This window comes from Micromonospora noduli, assembly GCF_003264475.1.
Classification (GTDB): Bacteria; Actinomycetota; Actinomycetes; order Mycobacteriales; family Micromonosporaceae; genus Micromonospora; species Micromonospora noduli.
Window position 1 is genome coordinate 90215 of the sequence record NZ_PYAC01000017.1, and the last position, 21668, is coordinate 111882.

Genomic DNA, 21668 nt, shown 5'->3' on the forward strand with positions numbered 1-21668 from the left:
GTCCTCGCCGGGTGTTCCGGCGGCGGCGAAGAGGCAGCCCCTCAGAGCGAGCTGTACAAGGACCCGGTGACCCTGAGCTGGTGGCACAACGCCTCACAGGACGGGCCCGGCAAGACCTACTGGGAGAAGGTCGCCAAGGACTTCTCCGCACTCCACCCCACCGTCAAGATCGAGATCGAGGCGATCGAGACGAACCAGCTCCAGCGCACCCGGCTCCCTGCCGCGCTGCTGAGCAGCGACCCGCCGGACATCTTCCAGGCCTGGGGCGGCGGCGAGATGAGCGAGCAGGTGGAGGCCGACTACCTCAAGGAGATCACCGACCAGACCAAGACCGAGGTCGGCGACATCGGCAGCGCCGCGGAGATCTGGCAGGTCAAGGGCAAGCAGTACGGCCTGCCGTTCCGGATGGGCATCGAGGGCGTCTGGTACAACAAGGAGATGTTCGCCAAGGCGGGCATCGCGGCTCCGCCGACCACCTTCGAGGAGCTCAACACCGCGGTCACCAAGCTCAAGGCGATCAACGTCATTCCGATCGCCGTGGGTGCCGGTGACAAGTGGCCGGCCGCGCACTGGTGGTACAACATGGCGCTGCGCGCCTGCTCGGTCGACGCCCTCAAGAAGGCCTCCGCGGAGAAGAACTTCGACGACCCGTGCTTCGTGAAGGCCGGCCAGGACCTGAAGGCGTTCATCGACACCAAGCCGTTCCAGCCCAACTTCATCGCCACGCCGGGCCAGAACGACCCGACCAGCGCCAACGGCATGCTCGCCAACGGCAAGGCCGCGATGGAGCTCATGGGTGACTGGAACCGCGGCACGCTGGACACCGTCACCACGGACAAGGCGAAGCTCGCGTCGTTCCTCGGCTGGTTCCCGGTGCCGGCGATCTCCGGTTCCCCGGGTGACCCGAAGGCGGCTCTCGGCGGCGGCGACGGGTTCTCCTGCGCCAAGAACGCTCCGGCGGAGTGCGTCGAGTTCCTCAAGTACATCGTGAGCCCCGAGGTGCAGAAGGGCTACGCCGAGACCGGCACCGGCCTGCCTGTCGCCAAGGGCGCGGCGGACGCCGTGAAGGACCCCGCGTTGAAGTCCATCCTGGAGGCCACCTCCGGGGCGAGCTACGTGCAGCTCTGGCTGGACACGGCTTACGGCAGCACCGTCGGCAACGCGATGAACGACGCGATCGTCGCCATCTTCGCCGGCAACGGGACGCCTGAGAAGGTCGTCTCGGCAATGAAGGCGGCCGCAAGCAAGTGACCTCCGCCAACCAGATCCGTATGCCCGCCGGCGGCGCTTCCGCGTCGCCGGCGGGCCCCCACAGGGCCGGGCGCGACTCCGCCCGCCGAGCCGACAACCGCCGCAAGTGGTACGAGATCATCGGGCTCACCACGCCGGCCGTTCTGATCTACGTGATGTTCGTGCTGGTGCCGATGGGCTTCGCGGTCTACTACAGCCTGTTCCGGTGGCGCGGGGTCGGCCCTCCCACCGAGTTCGTCGGTCTGCGGAACTACACCCTCGCCTTCCAGGACCCGATCTTCCTCGACGCGTTGCGCAACAACGCGATCATCGTGTTCGGGTCGCTGCTGATCCAGGGCCCGATCGCCCTGGGCGTCGCCCTGCTGCTCAACCGTCGCTTCCGTGGGCGGGCGGTGTTCCGCCTGCTGGTGTTCGTGCCGTACGTGCTGGCCGAGGTCACCGTCGGCATCATGTGGAAGCTGCTGCTGACCGGCGACGGCACTGTCGACGCGCTGATGCGGTCGCTGGGCATGGGCGGCCTGGTGCAGGCCTGGCTGGCGGACCTGGACGTGGTCATCTGGACCCTGCTGGCCATCCTCACCTGGAAATACGTCGGCTTCGCCATCATCCTGCTCCTCGCCGGGTTGTCCAATGTGCCCGATGAGCTGACCGAGGCGGCAGCCATCGACGGCGCGAGCTGGTGGCAGATCCAACGGCACGTCACGATCCCGCTGCTCGGCCCGACGATCCGGATCTGGATGTTCCTGTCCATGATCGGCTCGCTGCAGATCTTCGACATGATCTGGGTGACCTCGGTGCCCGCGGTGCGGTCCCTCGGCGCATCGGCCACCATGGCCACATACATGGTGGACAACGGGTTCTTCGCCCGGCTGTGGGGCTACGGCAACGCTGTGGCGGTAATCCTGTTCGTCATCTCCTTCGTGGCGGCGCTGCTGTTCCAGCGGTTCCTGCTTCGCCGCGACATCGAGGGCGCCATCACCGGAAGGGCGAAGTGACGATGGCCGTGAACTCGGTTCTCCCCCCGTCCACCGGACGCCGTCAGGTTTCCTGGGGCACACCGCTCACCTACGCGCTCGCCCTCGCGATCGCCGCGGTGTCGATCGCCCCGGTCATCTACGTGGTCATCGGCGGCTTCCGCACCACCCCGCAGATCGTCGCGGACCCGGCCGGCCTGCCCGACCCGTTCGTCTGGGACAACTACGCCAGGGTGCTGACCCAGAGCAACTTCTGGCAACAGGCGTTCAACAGTGCGGTCATCGCCCTGGGAACCACGCTGGCCGTGGTCGTGCTCGGACTGGCCGCCGCGTTCGTGCTCGCCCGCTACCGCTTCCGCGGGCGGGAAGGGCTCTACACCTTCTTCACCCTCGGTCTGCTGTTTCCGGCCGGCGCCGCGATCCTGCCGCTCTACCTCATGCTGCGTGACCTGAACCTGATCAACTCCTACTACGCGGTGATCCTGCCGCAGGTCGCCTTCTCACTGCCACTGACGATCGTGATCCTGCGTCCCTTCCTCTCGGCCATCCCGAGAGAGTTGGAGGACGCCGCCGCCATCGATGGTGCCAGTCGGCTCGGCTTCCTCTGGCGCGTCGCGATGCCGCTGTCGCGGCCCGCGCTCGTCACCGTTGGCGTCCTGGCGTTCGTGGCCAGCTGGAACTCGTTCCTGCTGCCGCTGCTCGTCCTCAGCGACGTCAACCTGCACACCCTGCCGCTGGGCGTGCAGAACTTCTCCAGCCAGTACACCACCGACACGGCAGGCGTACTCGCCTTCACCTCGCTGGCGATGCTGCCGGCACTGCTCTTCTTCACGCTCGCGGAGAAGCAGATCGTCGGTGGCCTGCAGGGCGCGGTCAAGGGCTGAGCGGCAGCGGTACTTGCACAACCACAGGAAGGCACAGCATGACTGAGGTCCACGCGGTGGTGGGCGGGCCGGTGCCGGCTCAGGCCGGTCCGGTGCACGGACGACCGGACGGGCATGACGGCGAGGCCCGCGTACGCGATCTCCTCGGCCGGATGACGATCGAGGAGAAGATCGCCCAGCTCGTCGGCTTCTGGGAGAAGTCGGACGGCGAGGCGGTCGCACCGTTGCAGGGGGAGTTCGGCGACGCCTTCAAGCTCGAAGACTTCTCCCGGCACGGGCTCGGTCACCTCACCCGCGCCTACGGCACCCGCCCGTTGGACGCGGCGCAACGCGCGTCCTGGTTGTGGAAGTTCCAGCGGGACCTGGTCACCGGCACCCGGCTCGGCATCCCGGCGATCGTCCACGAGGAGTGCCTCACCGGGCTGTCCGCGTGGAAGGCGGCCACGTTCCCCACCCCGCTGGCCTGGGGTGCCGCGTTCGACCCCGAACTGGTCACCGAGATGGCCGCGGCGATCGGCGCCTCGATGCGGGCCCTGGGCGTGCACCAGGGGCTCTCTCCGGTGCTCGACGTGATCCGTGACCCCCGCTGGGGTCGGGTCGACGAGTGCATCGCCGAAGACCCGTACCTGGTCGGCACCATCGGCACCTCGTACGTGCGCGGTCTGCAGTCGCAGGGGGTGCACGCCACCCTCAAGCACTTCGCCGGCTACTCCGCCTCGCGCGCCGGGCGCAACTTCGCCCCGGTGCACGTCGGCCGCCGGGAACTGGCCGACGTGCTGCTCCTCCCGTTCGAGATGGCGATCATCGACGGGGACGCCCGCAGCGTCATGCACTCGTACACCGAGATCGACGGGGTGCCGGTCGCCGCCGACCCGACGATGCTGACCGGCATCCTGCGGGACCAGTGGGGCTTCGACGGCACTGTGGTGGCCGACTATTACGGGGTCGCGTTCCTGAACCTGCTGCACCACGTGGCGAGCGATCACGCGGACGCGGCCGGGCAGGCGTTGACCGCCGGTCTCGACGTCGAACTCCCGACCGGTGACGCCTATCTGACCCTGGGGGAATCGGTGCGGGCGGGCAAGCTCGACGAGGCGCTGATCGATCGCGCGGTGCTGCGGGTGCTGCGCCAAAAGCATGACCTGGGGCTACTCGACGCGACATTCACCGACGAGCCGCCCCAGGCGATCGACCTCGACTCACCCGAGCACCGGTCGATCGCCCGCCGGCTCGCCGAGGAATCGATAGTGCTGGTCGCCAACCGGGACGCGCTGCCGCTGCCCGCCGGGCGACGGGTGGCCCTCATCGGCCCGAACGCCGATCGGCAGAGCGCGCTCTTCGGGTGCTACTCGTTCCTCAACCACGTCCTCGTCCAGCACCCCGGGGTGGAGACCGGCATCGAGGTGCCGACAGTGCTCGACGCCGTGCGGGCCGAGCTCGGCGGCGATCTCGTCACCTGGGCTCGCGGCTGCGACGTGGACAACGACGACCGATCCGGCTTCGACGAAGCCGTCGCCACGGCCTCCGGCGCCGACGTGGCCGTCCTGGTCGTCGGCGACCACGCCGGCCTCTTCGGACGTGGCACAGTCGGCGAAGGCTGCGACCGGGACGACCTGGAGTTGCCCGGCGTCCAGCGCGAACTGGTCGAGGCGGTGTTGGAAACCGGCACACCGGTCGTCCTCGTGCTGGTCACCGGCCGGCCGTACGCGGTCGACTGGGCGCTCTCGCGCTGCGCGGCGGTGGTGCAGGCGTTCTTCCCGGGCGAGGAGGGCGCCGGGGCGATCGCGGGGGTGCTCTCCGGGCGGGTCAACCCGTCGGGCCGGCTGCCGGTCAGCCTGCCCCGGTCGGCCGGCGCGCAGCCGTACTCCTACCTGCACCCCACCCTCGGTGCGGGCAACGAGGTGACCAACCTGCCGGCGACGCCCGTGGCGCCGTTCGGCCACGGCCTGTCCTACACGACATTCGCGTACAGCGAACTCACCGTGCCCGCCACGACGCCCACCAGCGGGGCGGTAGGGGTGACCGTGCGGGTGACGAACACCGGCGCGGTCGCCGGCGACGACGTGGTCCAGCTCTACGGTCGCGACGTGGTCGCCTCGGTGACCCGGCCGGTGGCGCAGCTGCTCGGCTACCGGCGAGTCCATCTGGAACCGGGCCAGTCCGTCACGGTCGAGCTGACGGTGCCCACCACCCGTCTGGCCTTCTCCGACCGCACGTTCATCCGCGTGGTGGAGCCCGGCGACGTCGAGCTGTGGGTCGGCACCAGCGCGCGGCGGGACGGCCAGGCGGTGACCACGCTGGTCGGTGACACCGTCCCGGTCACCACCACCTCCCCACGCTGGACCACCACCGAGGTGCGCTGAGAGCCGGTCCGCCAACCGTCCCCAGCGGACAGTCGGCGGACCGGCCCCACTCGCGCGCCGGTTCTCCGCGATGATCTCGCACGGGCAGCGCAGGGCCGGCGCGCGTCCGAGCCAGCGACGCCAGCACAACCGGACGCGCTACTCCCGCACGCCGTCCTGGTGGGGGCCGAGCTGGCTGATCTCGTACCCGTCGGGGTAGCTCTTGGTTTTGATCCCATCGGCGAACAAAGCGGTCGTCCGTGGTGCCCCGAACCACCGCTGCAACCGTGAGCGCGTCCGCAGGGCCAGGTGCAACCCCGCCCGGACCGGCCAGGCCGGCGTGTCGACCCGCGTTGCGCGCCGCAGCGGCGCGTCGTACAGGGCGCCGACCAGCGCGTTTCCCAGTGGAGCGAGCATCCGGGGGATCCGGGTGAGCATCAGCATGCGGGTGGCGCGTTCGATGGCCGCCGCGTCGTCGTTGGGTTGCAGGTGACCTGCGTCGTACGCGTCGAACCAGGTCTCGAACTCGTCGTAGGACCCGGGGATGTCGGTGATGCCCATTCGTCGGCCGAGCTCCCGGTAGAACAGGTACGTGGCGTGACGTTCATGGCAGCAGGGTGGGCGCCAGCCGTACTCCTGCAACCACCGGGTGGGGATCACGACCAGGCAGCCGAGGACGTAGCGGAAGTCGTCGTTGCTGATGTCGTACGGGCGGTGGATCTGGTTGACGCGCCGCAACGCCTCGCGGGCCCGAGGCTGGTCGAAGCCGTTGAGCACCATCTCGTACATCAGCAGTCCGGTGTCGTCGATCCGCTTCTGGGTGCGTTCGGTCAGCTCGCCCGTGGCGGTGTGCACGGTGGCGATCGCTGGGATGGAGAACGAGCGGTTGAAGGCGAGGTTGAGCGCGAGCTTCATGTCCCACGGAAACTCGTAGCGCAGCATGGTCTGGTAGATGGCCAGGTAGTCGCGTTCCGGGTCGAGAGCACGGGTGCGGGTCAGGTTGTCGTAGCGGCCTCTCATCGGCGGACCTCCGGGCCCTGGCCACCCAACCAGGTGACGGTGGTGAGCCGGGCGCCGAGTAACCGGCGTGCCCGGGCGACCTGACGCGCGTTCGCGTTGACCAGCACGGGCTGCTCGGCGGCGCCGAGGATGGGCAGATCCGACAGCGAGTCGCTGTAGGCCACCCGCCACGGTGGCGTCACCCCCTGGCCGGCGAGCTGCGCCATCTTGGTCGCCCCGTGGTTGTGCACGATCAGCCTCGGCCCGCGAATGCGCGAGGCCACGAGCTCGACCCCGGCGAGGCCGATCGCGTCGAGCACCGCGCGCGCCAGGGTGTGCTCGCACGCGGTCACCACGATGACCCGGTCGCCGGCGGCGAGGTGGGTGCGGATCATCCGTAGACCGGGCGCGATGATCCGGCCTGGTTCCGCACCGAGGTCGGCGCCGAAGCGTGCCAACTCCGCCCGCAACTCCTCCGCGTTCCGGCCCAACAGGCCGATTCGGCTCACCCACCGGGCCGCCCACGGACGGAAGGCGGGAACGGTGGCGATGGGCGCGAGGAAAACGAGCGCGGCGGCGGCGAGCGGGAGCCGAGCACCCGCGAAAGCAGTGCGTCGCAGGAACAGCCCGAAAGCGTCCCCGCGCAGCAGTACACCGTCGAAATCGACGATCACGGTGTCTGCGGTCGACGCACTCATCGGTCTACCGACAGTGGTGCCACGGGCGGTTCGCCATGAGCCGAGTGTACGGGTGGCCGGGTGGGTCAGGTCGGCTCGGCCGTGGTCGGTAGCACCGCGATCAGGTTGAGCACCTCGACGGCGCCGGCCGGACCGAAGGCGTCGGTGAGGATGGCGGTGAACGCCTGGTCGCCGAGCCGGGCCCGCAGTTCGCGCAGCGCGTTGAGGTCGAGCGCCGCGTTCGTCGACCCGATCTGCCGGTCGATGCTCAGGGCCTCGACGATCAGCGGGATGCCCTGCGCCGGGTGGCCCTGTTCGACGCGTAGCTGCCCGATCGCCACCTGGTCCAGCGCCACCTCCTCCCAGTTGCCCTGCTCGCGGTCGATTCGCAGGCAGGTCCGGTAGCACCGTTCGGCCAGGGCCTGGTCGCCGCGCAGGCCGGCCACCCGGCCGAGGTGGAAGGTGCTGTTGGAGACGCCCGACAGGTTCCCGAGCCGCTTCTTGATCGCGATGGAGCGGCGGTAGAACCCATCCGCGCCGGCGAGGTTCTCCTGCTCCTCGCAGACCCGGCCGAGCTGGTGCAGGACGATGGCCTGGTTGGTTTCGTGGCGCAGCACGCGGTAGACCTCCAGCGCCTGCTCGTACCGGGAACGGGCCTCGGCCAGCCGGCGGGTCTCCAGGGCCGCCCCGCCGAGATCCTCGTGGCACTTGGCGACTCCCGCCCGGTAGCCGGCGGCGGCGCAGATCGGCAACGCCCGCAGCAGGCACATCCGGGCGGTGCCGAACTCACCCGCCTGGGCTGCGGCGATGGCGAGCAGGACGTACCCACTGCCGAGCGGCGTCGGGTGCGAGACGTCGAACCGGAACCGCAGGTACGCCTGGACCCACTCGGCCCGCTGCGCCGCCTGCCGCGGGTCGAGGTGCCGGGCCAGCAGGGCGGAGAAGGCTTGCGCGCCCAGTTCCAGGCGCTGCACGGCCAGCCATTCCACTGCCGCCTGGAGCGGCGGCTCGTCGTCCCCGCCGATCGCGTTCAGGGTGTGCGGCACCGCCTCGGCAGCCCGGCCGAGGACGGTGCGGACGCCGCCGAGCAGTTCGTCGCAGCGGCGCAGTAGCCGATCCTCGCCGAGGGCAGCGACGATCGTCCGGGCGCGGGCGAAGCAGCTCTCGGCGAAGTCGAGGTCGTCGAGGTCGCGGGAGAGGTGACCGAGCAGCAGCGAGCACTCCGCGATGTGACCGTTGCTGCCGACCTCCTCGAAGATTTTCAGGGCGGCGCGGACCCGCTCCTCGGCGGTTTCGTACGCGAACTGGGCGAGGGCGATCCGCCCGAGCATCACCAGCCCGCTGCCCTGCTGGACACGGACGCCCAACCGTCCGTAGGTGGTGATCGCCACCTGGATGCACTGCTCCGCCTTTACGAGGTCCCGGGCCTCGAAGGCGAGTACACCGATCTGGTGGTGGCTCGCCGCGATCCCCTCCAGGTCGTCGAGTTCCCGGGCGATCGCCAGCTCCTGGAGGTAACGCGACATGGCCAGCTCGGCGTCACCGTTGTCGCGGGCGATGCCGGCAAGCTGGTGCAGGGTCCGGGAGACGGCCCCGCGGTCGTCGAGCCCGCTCAGGATCGCCAATGCCTCCTGGAACAGCCGGTCCGCGGTCGCCCGGTCACCCCGGTTGTCGGCGACCAGGCCCAACTGGTGCAGGAGCTTGCCGACCCCGCTGTCGTCGCCGAGATCCCGGTAGACGGCCAGCGCCGCCTCGTAGCGCGCCGTGGCCTGCGGGTACTCGCCCCGGCTGAGGTGCACGTCGCCGAGTCCCTTCAGGAAGCTCGCCCCGCGCGCCGAGCCCGGGGGCGCCATCGGCAGTAGCTCCCGCCAGATCTTCTCCTCCCAGGCCCAGTGCCCGGCCGCGTGCAACTCCTGGCAGGCCAGCTCGGAGTAGGTGACGACCTCGTCGGTGTCACCCGCGGCCAGGTGGTGGTACCGCGCCTCGACCGCCCGGCGGATGAAGTCGTGCTGGTCGGTGCTGGACCGGGTCCGCCAGCCCCAGTAACGGCCCGCCCGGCGGTGCGCTTCGACCACCGCGTCGCGGCCGGCGATCCGCAGCAGGCTCGCCGCCGTCCACCGGTGCACCAGGTGGCCCCCGGTCACCGGGGCGAGCAACCCCAGCTGTGACAGTGTCTCGACCGACTCGTCCAACCCCGCCGGTTCCGGCGGTGGGTCGTCGCCGTCCGCCGGGTCGGCGAGCTGCCAGGCGAGGCCGGCCCGGTCCACCGGGGTGCGGTACACCGCCGCACCGAGTAGCAACCGCCGGGCCGCCGGGACGGCCTCCAGGCGGGCGAGCAGCCGGGGCAGCAGCACATCCTCGGCGGCCAGCGCGCCGGCCTCGGCCAGCGGTGTGCCGGCCGCTGCCGGTCCGGCGTCCCGGCCACCGCCGGCCGCGACCAGTCGGCCGGCCACCTCGTCGGATCGGGCGTTGTCGCCGCGCAGCAGGCCGTCGAGGTATTCCAGCGCGCGTGGGTGGCCACCCAGCCGGTGCCACATCCGTTGTTGTTCGGCCGGCGGCAGTTGGCCCACGCCCGGCAGCCGCCAGAGCAGCTTGCGGGTCTCCTGCCAGGAGAGCGGACCGAGGTGACAGGTTTCGAGGCCGGCGACCGGGAACGGGTGTCGGCTGGTCACGACCAGTTCGTGGCGGGACGCCCAGGCGGCGAGGAACGCGGCCAGGTCCGTGTCGGCCAACCGGTGCTCGGCGTTCAGGGCGTCCTCGGCGTTGTCGAGGACGAGCAGTAGCGCCGGGTCGCCGGTGCCGATCGCGTCCAACCGTCGCCGCCAGTCCTGGCCTGGCTCGGCGAGGGCGACGAGCCATCGCCGCAGCGGGTCGTCCGGGGCCGCTCCGGCGCATCGGCTCTCCACCTGGCGGCGCAGCTCGTCGAGGATCCCGTCGACGGTGGCGTCGCCGTGGGTCGCCACGACGATGCCGCCCGCGTCGCGGAACCGCCGCGCGAGTTCCGCGGCGAGACTGGTCTTGCCGATCCCGCCGATGCCGTGGACGAGCACCCGAAGCCTTCCCCGGGAGAGTCGGCGCAGGATCTCCCGGCGGCCCACGAAGTCCGTGGGTGCGCCCACCACGCCGTCCCCGACGAGCGACTGGCCTGGCGGCGCGGCGACGGCAGCGCCACCCCGTCCGCCGGCCAGCCGCAGCCCGGGATCGGCCAGGAACAGCGTCGGTATCCACCACTCGGCGGCGGTCGGGGCTAGCTCGCGGCGTACGGCGGAGACCTCCGCCAACAACTCCGGCTCGCTGCGGGCGGCCAACCGCTCGTAGAGCCGAGCGCAGAACTCGATGGTGTATCCGTCGCTGACCGTCCCGTTCATCGCCAACACCGCCGGCGCGCCGTGGGTCAGCAGCGCGCCGGCCAGCCCGGGCAGCTCCCGTTGATCCTGACGCGCGGTGGAGCAGCCGGCCAGCACGATCAACGGCACGGTCCGGCCGGGCGGCAGCACCTCGGCCAGGAACCGCGCGGCGTCCACGCGGTCCTCCGTGCCGGTGGGGGTCTCCAGCAGCAGCGCGCCGGGGCGCGCGTGACTGGAGACGTGCAGGACGTGGAACGGCTCCTCGGTGAGGGCGGCCCGGATCGCCGCGGCACTGCCCCACTCCAGGACGCGTACCCGTACCCCGTGCCGATGCCCCGGTTCCACCGCGCCGAGGATCCGCCCGAGTTCCCGCTCGTGGTCCAGCAGCGGCTGGGTCGAGTCGTCCGGGCTCGCGATCGCCGCGAGCATCCGCAGTGGGCCGTCCACCCGGACCGTGGGCGCCGGTGTGTCGGAGCCGGTCCGGCAGACGTCGACGTCGGGGTGCAGCGCCAGCGGCAGTTCCTCGCCGGGCAGCACCAGGGTCTCCCAGGGCAGGTCGGCCAGTGCCGGGCCGACGACCTCGATGCCGAGCCGGTGCCGGCCGGGGCGGGCCAGTTCGGCGCGCAGGGCCGCGCCGGGTGCGTCGAGGAAGCGGCGGCCGAGCGCGACGCCGACCTCGTACGACAGCTCCACCGAGGGGCCGCCGCGCAGCCGCCAGAGCAGGTCGGCGGTGCGTTGATCGGCTGGGCCCACCGGGTGTCGGCGCCGGTCGTCCCGGACGGCCAGGACCACGTCGGTCGCGCTGACTGTCAACCGGATCACGAAGGCCCCCTGCGGACGCCCCGACGCCGGGGTGGATTGCCGGACTGACCGATACTGTATCCATGGCTGACGATCCTGAGGAGCTTGCGCAAGTCAACGCCGTGCGGATCAACGACAGCGGCGAGCTGGAGTTCTTCGACGGCCAGCGCTGGGTTCCGTACACCGATCTGCCCGACGACGCCAACGGCCCGCTGGGTGTCGTCTTCCGCGACGACCCCCGATGACCGGGGAATCGCCGACGAGCGGCGCGGGGTTGGACGCGCTGCCGTCCCCGTTGGACTCGGTCGCGGACAGTCGGGCGGCGGCACGGTGGATCATCTCCTCGGCCGGCGCGGTGGGCGCGCTGCTGCTCGGCGGCGGCCCGCTGATCGCCGCCGGCAAGGTCACCGACTGGGCTCATGCGGTGTGGGCGGGCGGCGGTCTGCTGGTGACGCTGCTCGGCGTGGCCTGGGCGATCTGGCGGACCAGCGAGGTGCTCGTCCCGCCGATGACCACGCCGGCGACGCTCACCGGGCCGGAGCTGCGCGGCCTGCGCGAGCGGCTGGAGGCCGAGCCCTGGTACCACTTCGGCGGGTACGCCGGTGACGTCGACGGTCTGCTGCGTCATCGCCGGATCGCTGCGGAGATCACCCATCGCCTGTCGACGGCCCCGCCGCAGGAGCGGGACGCCCTCCGGGCAGGGCTCGCCACCGCGCGCCGCAACATCGCCCGGACCGACCCGTACCTGCGCTGGCTGCTCGCCACGGCCCACGCCTGGCAGGTCCGGGAGGCGTTGCGCCGGGCCCGCCGGCAGACCTTCCTGGCCGCTGCCCTGGTGGTCGTCGGGGCGGTGGTGTTCATTGCCGCGACCACCGGATAGCGCGCCGCCTCGTCGGGCTACGACGGAAGCGGCGCGCCATCCCGCCGTTGGTCAGTACGGATATCCGGGGACGTTGAGTCGCACGCTGTACAGCCCGGAGTCGCCCCACCGGCCCGACGTGACGAAGAGGGTCTGCCGGTCGGGGCCCCCGAACGCCACATTGGTCGTGCCGGAATTGCCGGACCGGATCGTGCCGAGCTGGGTGCCCGCCGGGGAGTAGACGTGGACCAGGGAATCCCCGCCCGAGGTCCAGTACACGTTGCCGGCGCAATCGATCGTGCCGCCGTCCGGGCCGCCGATGTAGTTCACGAAGACGCTGCGAGCGCCGATGCTGCCATCGGGCTGGACCGCGTACTTGTAGATCTTGTTCTCGGAGTAGGCGCCCACGTACAGCGCGGTCCCGTCCGGCGAGAGCGAGATGCCGTTGGGTTGGCGCAACCGGTCGTCGACCAGCGACACCTGCCCGTTGGAGACGCGGAAGACGCTGGTACGCCCGCTCATCTGGTCCGGGCGGTTGCCGCGCTGGAAGTTGGGGTCGGTGAAGTAGACGACGCCGTCGGAACGGACCGCGACGTCGTTCGGCGAGTTGAACGCCCGGCCCTGGTAGTTCGGCGCGACGGTGCTGCGGGCCCGGTCGCTCAACCGGTACGCGGACACGCTGCGCTGGTCGTGGGTGGCCGCGACGAGCTGCTGGCCGTCGGCGCTGAGTGCCAGGCCGTTGCTGCCGGCGTCGGCGATGAACGTGTCGAAGCCGGCTGGCGGGGTGAACCGGCGGATCGTCGACGGCTGGACGTTGTACGGCCCGGTGCCGGCGGTCATGTCCGACATCAGCAGGTAGCCGCCGTCGGCGACCCAGACCGGCCCTTCGAGGAACGTGAACCCGCCCTGGATTCGCGGGGCCGTCATGGTGCTGGCCGGCAGCGGTGGACCGTAACTGGCCCCCGTCGGGCAGGCCCCGGGCGGTGCGCCGGGCGGACCGGCGAGCGCGGCGTGAGCGCTGACATGCGCAGCGTCGGCGGCAGCACCGGCGGGCAACGGGGTGGCGCTGACCGCCAGGCACAGGCCGGCCAGTGCGGCAATGGTGGGACGCCAGGTCATCGAATACTCCAATCGGCGTCGAGGGTTGCGATGGCCGGCGTGCGAGGTCGGTGGCTGGCACGGCGTGAGGGCGGGCCGTCGATGTGGATATTCGGGAGCCTAGGTTATGAACCAGCAACCCGCAGCAATGTTTCGCCGTTGATTCCGAGCGGTACGACGATCCCAAACACAAAGACACTGGTCAATGCCAAAACCGTCTCCGGAAATCCTTCCGATACGACCACAGTGGACACATCAGTGGTTACCCGAGGCGTCGGCCGGAGGCAGGGAATAGGGTGGGGACATGAGTGGCCTGCTCAGTGGTGCGCGAACCGCTGTCAATCCCCTCCGCCAGCTCACGATCCACCAGCTCCGGCAGCGGACGAGCCTCAAGTGGCGGGAGTACCCCGACGACGTGCTGCCGCTCTGGGTGGCGGAGATGGACGTGCCCCTGGCCGAGCCGGTCGCACTGGCGATCACCGACGCCGTCGCGCGCGGCGACACCGGCTACACCGCCGGAACGGCGTACCCACAGGCGGTGGCCGAGTTCGCTGCACGGCGGTGGGGCTGGGACGGGCTGGCCGTGGAGCGCACCGCGCTCGTGCCCGACGTCATGCACGGCGTCGTCGAGGCGCTGCGACTGGTCACCGACCCGGGAGACGCGGTGGTCGTCAACTGCCCGGTCTACCCGCCGTTCTATGAGTCAGTGGCGCACGCGGAGCGCCGGATCGTGGAGGCACCGCTCGGCGAGGACCTGCGGATCGACCTCGACGCGCTGGGGGACGCGTTCCGGCGGGCTCGCGCCGGTGGCCGGCCGGCCGCGTACCTGCTCTGCAGCCCGCACAACCCGACCGGCGTCATGCACAGCGCGGCCGAGTTGACCGCCGTCGCCGAACTGGCCCAGCGGCACGGGGTGCGGGTGGTCGCCGACGAGATCCACGCTCCCGTGGTGGCTGGGGGAGCGCGATTCGTGCCGTACCTCTCGGTGCCCGGCGCGGAGAACGGCCTGTCGCTGATGTCCGCCTCCAAGGGCTGGAACCTGGCCGGCCTGCGCGGCGGGCTCCTGGTCGCCGGCCCGGCCGCGGCCGGGGACCTCGCCCGTGTCCCGTTCGGGGTCAGCGTCGGCACCAGCCACCTCGGCGTGATCGCCCACACCGCTGCCTTCCGCGACGGCGGCGAGTGGCTCGACGCAGTGTTGACCGGCCTGGACGACAACCGTCGGCTCCTGACCGCGCTGCTCGCCGAGCACCTGCCGGCCGTCCGCTACCAGCCCGGTCAGGCCACCTATCTGGCCTGGCTGGACTGCCGCGCCCTGGGCCTCGGCGACGACCCGGCCAGCGTGTTCCTCGACCGTGGCCGGGTGGCGCTGAACTCCGGACTGGCGTTCGGCACCGGCGGTGTGGGGCATGTCCGATTGAACCTGGCCACCGCGCCGGAGCTCATCATCGAGGCGGTACACCGGATGGCCAGCGCCGTCGGCTGAGACCGTGGCGCGCGGCGGCCGGGCGGTAGGGCTTCCGAGCGTTCTTCGACGGGACGCAACCTGATGATGGTCCGGTCCCGTCGAGCTTGCGGAGGAGGGAGCCTCGATGGTGGATGCCGAGGGTGAGTTCGTGGAGTACGTCTCCGCGCGACTGCCGAGCCTGCATCGGACCGCGTTCCTGATGTGCGGCGACGCCCATCTGGCCGATGACGTGGTGCAGCAGACTGTCACGGCGCTCTACGTGAACTGGCGCCGGGTCAGCCGGGCCGACAACGTCGACGCGTACGTACACCGGATGATGGTGCACAAGCTCGTCGATGAGAAGCGGTTGAGCTGGGCGAAGGTTCGCCTGCTGGGGTCGGTGCCGGAGCCGGAGCGCTCGCCGGTGACGCCGCACGACGACCTGGCCGAGCGGGACAGCCTGCTCGCGGCGCTCGCCCGCCTCCCACGTGGCCAGCGCACCGTGCTGGTCCTGCGGTTCCTGTGCGACCTGTCGCTGAGCGACACGGCCGCAGCGATGGGCTGCTCCGAAGGCAACGTGAAGTCGCAGACGGCTCGGGCGCTGGCGGCCGTCCGCCAGGTGCTCGACGTCACCGAGATGTCAGTGAGGAGCCCGAGATGACCACGGTGGACGATCAGCGGATCGCCGAGCTGCTGCGCTCGGTGCCGGTACCGGAGCCGCGGGTCGACCTGAGCCGGGCGGTCCGCGACGGTCGGCGGCGCCGCCAGCGTCGCCGAGTCGGCGGAATCGCCGCGCTGACGGTGCTGGCCGGGGTCGGTGTCGTGGGTGCCGTCCAGGTCGGCGGGACCACCAGCCCGCCAGTTCCCAACACGCCGGCGATCGCCGTGTCACCGGCGGTGACCGGGTCGGCCGCCCCGCGCCCGACGGTCACCTGCCAGGCGTCGTGGTTGCCGCAGCCGGTCGGCGGTCCGGTCGCGGTGGCCAGCGGGGTCGATCCCACCGGACGGCACATCGTCGGCGACATCGGCACTGGGCGGGAGGACGGACGGGTCGTGCTGTGGACCGACGGCCGGCCGGTCGTCCTGCCGGCGACCGCGCGGCACGCGGCAGCGGTCAACACCCGTGGCTATGTGGTCGGCACCAACGGCGACGGCACCGGCTGGCTGTACCGGGACGGGAAGCTGCGTGTCCTGGCCACCCCGCCCGGCTACGACGCGGTGCTCGTGCACGCCGTCAACGGTCGGGGCGACATCGTCGGCACCGCCCGCAAATCCGACGACTCGCACCAGGCCGTGCTGTGGTCGACGGACCACCCCCAGAAGTACCGGCTGATCGGCCAGCGGGGGTCGTCCGCGACCGGGATCACCGAGGACGGCACGATCGTCGGCACCGTGGGCGATCGGCCCTACCGGTGGACGCCGCGGGGCGTCGGGGCGGCGCTGGCAGTGCCCGACGGCTACCCGCGGGCGTCGGTCGACTCGGCGCGGGGCGAATGGGCGATCGGCATGGTTCCCGGCGGCCGACGGAGCGGCGCCGTGCAGATGCTGCCGGTGCGGTGGAATCTCGCCACCGGAGCGGTGAGCCTGCTGCCCTTCCCGGGGGCGAGCGGCATCGCCGGCAATGGCGATGTGCTGGTCGTCGACGGTGCGCCGCTGGTCGTGGCCCCAGACGGCACCTCCCGCCGGTTGCCGGGCCAACCCGAGGTCCGGGTGACCGAGGCGGGCACGTACACGGCAGAGGGAATCAGCGACGACGGTCTGACGGTGGTCGGGGCCGTCTACGAGAACCAGGCGTATCGGCCGCTGGTGTGGCGGTGCAACCGGCAGTGACCGGGTCACGTGATGGTGGACGGTCGCGGCGCCCAGGTGCCCGCGGCGCTGGCGATCAGGAGTATCACCGCTGGTAGGAACGCGACACCGATGCCCAACCCGAGCAGCAGCCCCCAGCCGGTGAGGACGAGCGCGGCCACCACATCGGCGACGACTGCCAGTCGACCGATCCGCTGCGCGAGAACGGGCAGCAGTGCCGCGACAACGGGAACGCCGAGCAGATAGCTGGCCGCGGTGCCCGAGTCGTCCACGGTGAAGGGAGCCAGCACGGCGGCCACCAGCGCGGTGATCGCCAGGGCCGACCATCTGAGCACCGACCGGGTGTTGGTCGGCTTGCGGACCAGGACCACGAGACCGACGAGCAGGACACCCACGATTGCGCTGACGGCCGCCAGACCAGTCATCTCGTTCTCCTCGACCGCTGCGGGAGGAACTTCATCGAAGACGGCGGATCGTCGCCTCCGTGTCCCACGATACGGCTGGTCGGGCCATCTGCACGAGGTCCCAGCCTCTTCCTCGTTCCGGACGGTGCGGGATTGGCGACGCCTGGTGGCACCGGTACCGATGGGGCTCGCTCGCTAGCCTCGGGCCGCCGTGCGGAGAATGCCGTTGAGGCCCTCCTCGAACAGCAGGTCGTCGTCCCATCGGGTGTCGTCGAGGTGGCCGGAGGCGTCGAGGGTCGGATAGGCGTTGGCGCTCGCCACGATATGGGCGCGGGCCGCGGCCCTGGTTTCCGGCTCCGTGGTCCGTCGCCAGGTGGCTTCGGTGAGCGAGGCGCCGATGACGTAGTTGGCCAGCAGGCGCGTCGCCACCGCGAGGTGCAGTCCGCTACAGCCGCCGCGTACCAGCGCCGATTGCAGAAACTCGGTGCGGGCCAGCACGTTCGGACCGAGCATGGGGCGGCCGACGAGCCCTGCGGCCCAGGGATGATCCAGCATGGCGCGGCGCCAGGCGCGAGCGAGGACGCGGATGTCCTCCAGCCAGCTCTCGCTCGTGTCCGGAACGGGCACTTCGCCGAAGATCCGGTCGACGGCCAGGTCCAGGACGTCGTCCTTCGTCCTCACGTGCCAGTACAACGCGGTCGCCGTGACGTCGAGCCGCTGCGCGAGACAGCGCATCGTCAGGCCCTCGGCGCTGAGCTCGTCCAGCACGATCACGGCAGCGTCCACGATTCGATCGAGGGTCAAAGGTGGCTTCCGCCGCGCCCGCGACGGCGCCGCGCGCAGCCATACCGGCGGCGCGGCGTGATTGTCCGGTCGCGCCGTCGAGGGTGAGGTGGACATGCCGGGCTCGACGGGGGTCATGGAGGCATCCTAAACAGATGGACAGGCAATTTAACGACGGTAAGGTGATTGTCCGTAGGGAAGTTGGGGTGACGGTTGGCGCAAGGAGGTCCCGGCATGCCTCTCCTGCGAATCCATCTCGACACCGACCGGACCACTGCCCGTCGCGTGCTGCAACTGCACCAGGAGGGCAGGATCCATCACGAGTCGCGGGAGGCCGCCCGGGAGCAGGCGTGGCGTCAGGGCCGCACCCCGGCCGGTGATCCGGTCTTCGTCGGCATCACCAACGGCCGTCGCGACGTGCAGTTGCTCTACGACGTCGAGGTCTACACCGACGCAACCCGTTGAGCAGGGGTCAGCCCGCGTCCAGTACCTCCCGCAGTCGCGCGGCGAACTCCTCGGGCTTGCCCGCGTAGCCGAACTCGCCGCCGAGGAACCCGCCGTGGTGGCTCGGGAACACCACGGCCTCCTGGCCGAGCAGCGCCGCGAGGCCCAGGGCGGTGCGAGCGGTGTACGTGCCGGCCGACTCCTCGCCGACCGCGACCACGATCCGGGTGGACGCGGCGTTGAGCACGCTCGCGTCGGGACGGTAGTCGGTGATCGCCCACGAGTTCTGCGACAGCAGCGGATCGTCGCGGCTGCCGTCGTCGTCGGCGGCCATGCCGAACATTGCCGGGTCGGGGGTGGGCTGGGCGAAGTAGGCATCGGTGAACTCGCCCTGCCAGGACGTCATGGCGATGAACGCGGCCATTCCCGCCCCCGAGCCCTTCGCCTGGTACGCCTCATAGAAGCCGGCTCGGGCGCGCTCGGCTGCCGTGGCGTCGGGGAGCACGGCGTTGATCGGCGGTTCGTGCGCCACCAGGGTGGCGACGTCGTCGGGGTGGGTGGCGACCAGTTCGAGTGCGGTCACCGCGCCACCGCTGCTGGCGAAGACGTCGACCGGACCGACCTCGAGCGCCTGAATGAGCGCGTGCAGGTCTGCGGCCTGCTGCTGCGGCGTGTGGTCGGACCGACCGTCCTTGCGGACGCTGCGGCCCAGACCACGCGGGTCGTAGGTGAGGACCGTGCGGTCCGTGAAGTGCGGGGCGAGCGCGGTGAAGCCTTCCGCCGCCATCGGCTGGCCGATCATGAGTAGCGCGCGATGGGCGCCAGTGGGAGGTAGCGGGCCGCGGACGTCGTAGACCAGGTCGACGCCGGGAATGACCAGGGTGTGCGTCTGGATGTCCTGCATCCGATGAGACTACGGCCGGCTGACTGTGTCAGGGTGCCGTGCGGGCGGCGAGCCATCGGTTCTTCGGGACGGCGCTCGTGCCCTGGCGGGGAGCAGGTCAGGTGCTACCGATCGGTGGCGCGGCGAATGGCCGCGGCCATCTGCGACGAGTCGTGCCCGGACTCGACTCCGTCGACGAGAATCACCTCGCCGGTGAGGTGCCTCGTCCGCAAGGGCTTGATCTCCTGATAATCGCTGGACTGGTACCAGGAGCGGGCCTGCTGCAGGTCGGGAAACTCAATGACGATCACGTCGCCGGGCCAGTCGCCCTCCAGGACGTCGATGGCACCGCCGTGGACGATGAACCGGCCCGCGAAAGGCGCGAGGGTGGCGTCGATTCGCTCCAGGTACGTCAGCACCTCGGCGTGGACGGGTGCCTTGCGGAGGTGTGCGAGCGCGTACGCGGTCATGATTGTCCGTCCTTCGCGTCTGGTTTTCTGACGTGGGTCGCGGTGGGTGCCGCCGCTTCACGGCACCGGATCGGTCGTTCCGGAAGCGATCTTTCCAACGTCGTGGTGGGCTGTCGATTACCTCGCAGGTAATGGCCCGGCTGTCAGTGCGGAATTAGGGTCGGTGAGTGACGATCTCGACCCGGCACGGGCGCCCAGTGGGGGAGCTGCTGCGCGACTGGCGCCAGACTCGCGGAATGAGCCAGCTCGACCTGTCGATCGAGGCGGGAGTGTCGACCCGGCACCTGAGCTTCGTCGAGACCGGCCGATCCCGGCCGAGCCCCGAGCTCCTCCTGCGGTTGGCCGAACACCTGGAGATGCCGCTGGCCGAGCGCAACACGATGCTGCTGGCCGGCGGCTACGCGCCCGCGTACCCCCGCCACGAACTGAGCGACCCCGAGCTGGCACCGGTACGGGCCGCTGTACGGCAGATCCTCGACGGTCACAGCCCGTACCCCGCGCTGCTCGTGGACCAGCACTGGCACCTCGTCGACGCCAACCCTGCCGTCGACCTGTTCACAATGGATGCGCAGCCCCACCTGCTCACCCGACCGATCAACGTGCTGCGCCTCAGCCTGCACCCCGACGGTCTGGCGCCGCGCATCGTCAACCTGCCCGAGTGGCGCGCCCACCTGCTGAAACGGCTGCACCAGCAGGCGGCGACAACCAACGACCCGGTCCTGTACGACCTGCACGAGGAGCTTCGCGGCTATCCCGGTGGTGACGTCGACACGACACCGGCCAGCGATGCCCTTTCACGTGTTCTCGTCCCGCTGCGCTACCGGCACTGTGACCAGGAACTGTCCTTCGTCAGCACCACTACCCTCTTCGGTACGCCGCGGGATGTGACAGTCGCCGGGTTGGCCGTCGAGGCGTTCTTTCCCGCTGACTCGGCGACCACGCAAGCCCTCCGAGCCCGTGCCGCGTCGTGACCCGGCCGCTGCCCGTCACCCGGGGGGAGCGGCCGGTGGCTGACGGAGCGCGTCGTCGATGATGCCCGGCATCCGCCGGGCCACTCCGGCGAGGAGATCCGCTACCTGCACGCGTGGATCGTCACGGGAGTCGACGACCACCAGCCCCGCCAGGGGTGACACGCCGTTCGGCAGTGCTCCAGCCCGGTTGACGCCGGCCGTCGACGCGTCGCCGTCGGCCAACACCCGCTGGAGGCGGGTCAGCCGGTCGGCCGTCAGGGCGCTCTGCTCGTCGTGGGTCACCAGCACCTGCCGCCGGCCGCCGCTCCAGGACAGGACCGTCTCCGCCAGCGCCGGCAGCAGCGGTTCCAGCGGGGGAGGGACCGTGCGGTCGTCGACGTCGAGCCTGGCCACCACGGCCCGCACGTAACTCGGGCTGAGCCCGTCGAGGACGGCGTCGGCCACCGTGCCGAGGCCGTGTCGCCGCAGCGCGTCGCGGGCCTGGAAGAACCGCTGCACGGTCTGGTCGACCGGAAGTCGCCGCTTCATCCGGACCAGATCGACGAACGCCGACAGGAAGGCGCCCCATTCGCCTCCCGCCGAACGTCCGGCCTCGTGCAGGGCGAGAGCCGCCGGATGGTGCTCGCGAGCCAGGCGGGTGCCCGCCGCGTACGACGGCTCGGTCAGCAGGAAGTCCACGATCCGGGTGACGAGGAAGAACTCCTTGTCGATGAGGTGGACGTGCGCGCGGCCGGCGAGCGCCGCCAGGAACCACTCCAGTGCCTCCTGCGCACCCGAGCCGCGCAGAAACCGGCCGGATTTGAGCTCCTGCGGTGCGAACCGGAACCCGGACCGCAGGGCGGTGATGAGCGCGACCGCCTCGTCGACGGCCAGGTCGACGCTCGCGTGCGTGATCACCGGGGCGGTCGAGTGCAGCAGGTTCGTACCCGAGAACCCTGACTCGTCGCAGGCGATCTCCACGACGGCTCCGACCACCACCGCGCCGCCCGGCGGCAGTCCACCTTGCAGAGGTGATCTCACCCCCGAGCTCCCGCCATGCCGCCCATGGTCACCCGTGCGTCGGCAGAGAACAACCCGATTGCGTACGGGAGCCGCAGTCCTGAGCCGCTTCGGGGCGCACTTCGGAGCTGGTGCGCGGCTGGCTTGGCTGCCCGCCTGCGTACATCTGATGTATGCCCATCGGAGTGGGTGATCGTCGGCGTGATTCTGGCGGATCGCAGTGCTGTGC

General features: G+C 70.9%; 20 protein-coding genes. 11 read left to right on the forward strand and 9 right to left on the reverse strand.

All coding sequences use genetic code 11. The features are described 5' to 3' along the window. The first annotated feature begins 66 nt into the window (after positions 1-66). The 4 genes from MED15_RS19215 to MED15_RS19230 are packed head-to-tail and all read left to right on the forward strand — an operon-like array spanning position 67 to position 5472. Complete coding sequence (locus MED15_RS19215) at positions 67-1251, forward strand: extracellular solute-binding protein (RefSeq protein ID WP_225854944.1); 1185 nt, start codon at positions 67-69, stop codon at positions 1249-1251. Further along, complete coding sequence (locus MED15_RS19220; protein ID WP_112584411.1) at positions 1248-2246, forward strand: carbohydrate ABC transporter permease; 999 nt, start codon at positions 1248-1250, stop codon at positions 2244-2246. The genes MED15_RS19215 and MED15_RS19220 overlap by 4 nt, the downstream gene beginning before the upstream one ends. 2 nt (positions 2247-2248) lie before the next feature. After that, positions 2249-3109 (forward strand): carbohydrate ABC transporter permease, encoded by an 861-nt coding sequence (locus tag MED15_RS19225; RefSeq protein WP_181518555.1) that lies wholly within the window; start codon positions 2249-2251, stop codon positions 3107-3109. Positions 3110-3147: 38 nt separating this feature from the next. Continuing rightward, on the forward strand, positions 3148-5472 hold the full coding sequence (locus tag MED15_RS19230; RefSeq protein ID WP_112736491.1) for a beta-xylosidase/alpha-l-arabinosidase: 2325 nt from the start codon (positions 3148-3150) through the stop codon (positions 5470-5472). Between the two features lie 138 nt (positions 5473-5610). Here the strand turns inward: MED15_RS19230 and MED15_RS19235 are convergent, their stop codons facing one another. The 3 genes from MED15_RS19235 to MED15_RS19245 form a co-directional block, all read right to left on the reverse strand. Next, positions 5611-6471, reverse strand: a complete 861-nt coding sequence (locus tag MED15_RS19235) for an oxygenase MpaB family protein (RefSeq protein ID WP_112736493.1) — start codon at positions 6469-6471, stop codon at positions 5611-5613. Further along, a complete protein-coding gene (locus MED15_RS19240; RefSeq protein ID WP_112602639.1) occupies positions 6468-7148 on the reverse strand; it encodes a haloacid dehalogenase-like hydrolase in 681 nt (226 codons plus the stop codon). Before MED15_RS19240 ends, MED15_RS19235 begins: the two co-directional genes overlap by 4 nt. A gap of 65 nt (positions 7149-7213) precedes the next feature. Continuing rightward, positions 7214-11296, reverse strand: coding sequence for a tetratricopeptide repeat protein (locus MED15_RS19245; RefSeq protein WP_112736495.1), 4083 nt, complete (start codon positions 11294-11296; stop codon positions 7214-7216). Between the two features lie 62 nt (positions 11297-11358). Here MED15_RS19245 and MED15_RS33540 point away from each other — a divergent pair, with 62 nt between their 5' ends. Together MED15_RS33540 and MED15_RS19250 are read left to right on the forward strand one after the other, a co-directional pair. Beyond that, positions 11359-11520, forward strand: a complete 162-nt coding sequence (locus MED15_RS33540) for a hypothetical protein (RefSeq protein WP_167457683.1) — start codon at positions 11359-11361, stop codon at positions 11518-11520. Continuing rightward, on the forward strand, positions 11517-12155 hold the full coding sequence (locus MED15_RS19250) for a hypothetical protein (RefSeq protein ID WP_112584417.1): 639 nt from the start codon (positions 11517-11519) through the stop codon (positions 12153-12155). The genes MED15_RS33540 and MED15_RS19250 overlap by 4 nt, the downstream gene beginning before the upstream one ends. Before the next feature lie 51 nt (positions 12156-12206). Here the strand turns inward: MED15_RS19250 and MED15_RS19255 are convergent, their stop codons facing one another. After that, positions 12207-13253, reverse strand: coding sequence for an SMP-30/gluconolactonase/LRE family protein (locus tag MED15_RS19255; protein WP_112602633.1), 1047 nt, complete (start codon positions 13251-13253; stop codon positions 12207-12209). 283 nt (positions 13254-13536) lie between these two features. On the opposite strand from MED15_RS19255, the gene MED15_RS19260 reads away from it, so the two are divergent. The 3 genes from MED15_RS19260 (at position 13537) to MED15_RS19270 (ending at position 16506) form a co-directional block, all read left to right on the forward strand. Continuing rightward, positions 13537-14715: a MalY/PatB family protein gene (locus tag MED15_RS19260; RefSeq protein ID WP_112697854.1), complete on the forward strand. Its 1179-nt coding sequence runs from the start codon at positions 13537-13539 to the stop codon at positions 14713-14715. Positions 14716-14821: 106 nt separating this feature from the next. Further along, positions 14822-15337 (forward strand): SigE family RNA polymerase sigma factor, encoded by a 516-nt coding sequence (locus MED15_RS19265; protein ID WP_112736497.1) that lies wholly within the window; start codon positions 14822-14824, stop codon positions 15335-15337. After that, positions 15334-16506, forward strand: a complete 1173-nt coding sequence (locus MED15_RS19270; RefSeq protein ID WP_112697852.1) for a hypothetical protein — start codon at positions 15334-15336, stop codon at positions 16504-16506. The genes MED15_RS19265 and MED15_RS19270 overlap by 4 nt, the downstream gene beginning before the upstream one ends. Positions 16507-16511: 5 nt before the next feature. On the opposite strand, the gene MED15_RS19275 is transcribed toward MED15_RS19270, so the two are convergent. Together MED15_RS19275 and MED15_RS19280 are read right to left on the reverse strand one after the other, a co-directional pair. Then, a complete protein-coding gene (locus tag MED15_RS19275; protein ID WP_112602627.1) occupies positions 16512-16910 on the reverse strand; it encodes a hypothetical protein in 399 nt (132 codons plus the stop codon). Between the two features lie 174 nt (positions 16911-17084). Further along, on the reverse strand, positions 17085-17810 hold the full coding sequence (locus MED15_RS19280; protein ID WP_112697850.1) for a TetR/AcrR family transcriptional regulator C-terminal domain-containing protein: 726 nt from the start codon (positions 17808-17810) through the stop codon (positions 17085-17087). A gap of 96 nt (positions 17811-17906) precedes the next feature. On the opposite strand from MED15_RS19280, the gene MED15_RS19285 reads away from it, so the two are divergent. Then, the gene (locus MED15_RS19285) at positions 17907-18137 is read left to right on the forward strand and encodes a hypothetical protein (RefSeq protein ID WP_112584423.1); all 231 of its coding nucleotides are present in this window, start codon (positions 17907-17909) and stop codon (positions 18135-18137) included. Between the two features lie 7 nt (positions 18138-18144). Here the strand turns inward: MED15_RS19285 and MED15_RS19290 are convergent, their stop codons facing one another. Together MED15_RS19290 and MED15_RS19295 are read right to left on the reverse strand one after the other, a co-directional pair. Beyond that, entirely contained in the window at positions 18145-19020 is an 876-nt protein-coding gene (locus tag MED15_RS19290) for an alpha/beta fold hydrolase (protein WP_208646695.1), read from the reverse strand. Between the two features lie 104 nt (positions 19021-19124). Then, positions 19125-19469: a DUF1330 domain-containing protein gene (locus tag MED15_RS19295; protein WP_112584424.1), complete on the reverse strand. Its 345-nt coding sequence runs from the start codon at positions 19467-19469 to the stop codon at positions 19125-19127. Positions 19470-19636: 167 nt separating this feature from the next. Between MED15_RS19295 and MED15_RS19300 the strand changes: the two genes are divergently transcribed. Then, positions 19637-20440 (forward strand): helix-turn-helix domain-containing protein, encoded by an 804-nt coding sequence (locus MED15_RS19300; RefSeq protein WP_112584425.1) that lies wholly within the window; start codon positions 19637-19639, stop codon positions 20438-20440. Between the two features lie 15 nt (positions 20441-20455). Here the strand turns inward: MED15_RS19300 and MED15_RS19305 are convergent, their stop codons facing one another. Next, the gene (locus tag MED15_RS19305) at positions 20456-21460 is read right to left on the reverse strand and encodes a hypothetical protein (RefSeq protein ID WP_112697846.1); all 1005 of its coding nucleotides are present in this window, start codon (positions 21458-21460) and stop codon (positions 20456-20458) included. Positions 21461-21668 lie beyond the last annotated feature (208 nt).

Excerpts from the sequence above, each read along its gene's own strand:
- MED15_RS19225 (WP_181518555.1), top strand. The coding sequence starts at position 2,249 with ATGGCCGTGAACTCGGTTCTCCCCCCGTCCACCGGACGCCGTCAGGTT.
- MED15_RS19230 (WP_112736491.1), top strand. The coding sequence starts at position 3,148 with ATGACTGAGGTCCACGCGGTGGTGGGCGGGCCGGTGCCGGCTCAGGCC.
- MED15_RS19235 (WP_112736493.1), bottom strand. The coding sequence starts at position 6,471 with ATGAGAGGCCGCTACGACAACCTGACCCGCACCCGTGCTCTCGACCCG.
- MED15_RS19240 (WP_112602639.1), bottom strand. The coding sequence starts at position 7,148 with ATGAGTGCGTCGACCGCAGACACCGTGATCGTCGATTTCGACGGTGTA.
- MED15_RS33540 (WP_167457683.1), top strand. The coding sequence starts at position 11,359 with ATGGCTGACGATCCTGAGGAGCTTGCGCAAGTCAACGCCGTGCGGATC.
- MED15_RS19250 (WP_112584417.1), top strand. The coding sequence starts at position 11,517 with ATGACCGGGGAATCGCCGACGAGCGGCGCGGGGTTGGACGCGCTGCCG.
- MED15_RS19255 (WP_112602633.1), bottom strand. The coding sequence starts at position 13,253 with ATGACCTGGCGTCCCACCATTGCCGCACTGGCCGGCCTGTGCCTGGCG.
- MED15_RS19260 (WP_112697854.1), top strand. The coding sequence starts at position 13,537 with ATGAGTGGCCTGCTCAGTGGTGCGCGAACCGCTGTCAATCCCCTCCGC.
- MED15_RS19265 (WP_112736497.1), top strand. The coding sequence starts at position 14,822 with ATGGTGGATGCCGAGGGTGAGTTCGTGGAGTACGTCTCCGCGCGACTG.
- MED15_RS19270 (WP_112697852.1), top strand. The coding sequence starts at position 15,334 with ATGACCACGGTGGACGATCAGCGGATCGCCGAGCTGCTGCGCTCGGTG.
- MED15_RS19275 (WP_112602627.1), bottom strand. The coding sequence starts at position 16,910 with ATGACTGGTCTGGCGGCCGTCAGCGCAATCGTGGGTGTCCTGCTCGTC.
- MED15_RS19280 (WP_112697850.1), bottom strand. The coding sequence starts at position 17,810 with ATGACCCCCGTCGAGCCCGGCATGTCCACCTCACCCTCGACGGCGCGA.
- MED15_RS19285 (WP_112584423.1), top strand. The coding sequence starts at position 17,907 with ATGCCTCTCCTGCGAATCCATCTCGACACCGACCGGACCACTGCCCGT.
- MED15_RS19290 (WP_208646695.1), bottom strand. The coding sequence starts at position 19,020 with ATGCAGGACATCCAGACGCACACCCTGGTCATTCCCGGCGTCGACCTG.
- MED15_RS19295 (WP_112584424.1), bottom strand. The coding sequence starts at position 19,469 with ATGACCGCGTACGCGCTCGCACACCTCCGCAAGGCACCCGTCCACGCC.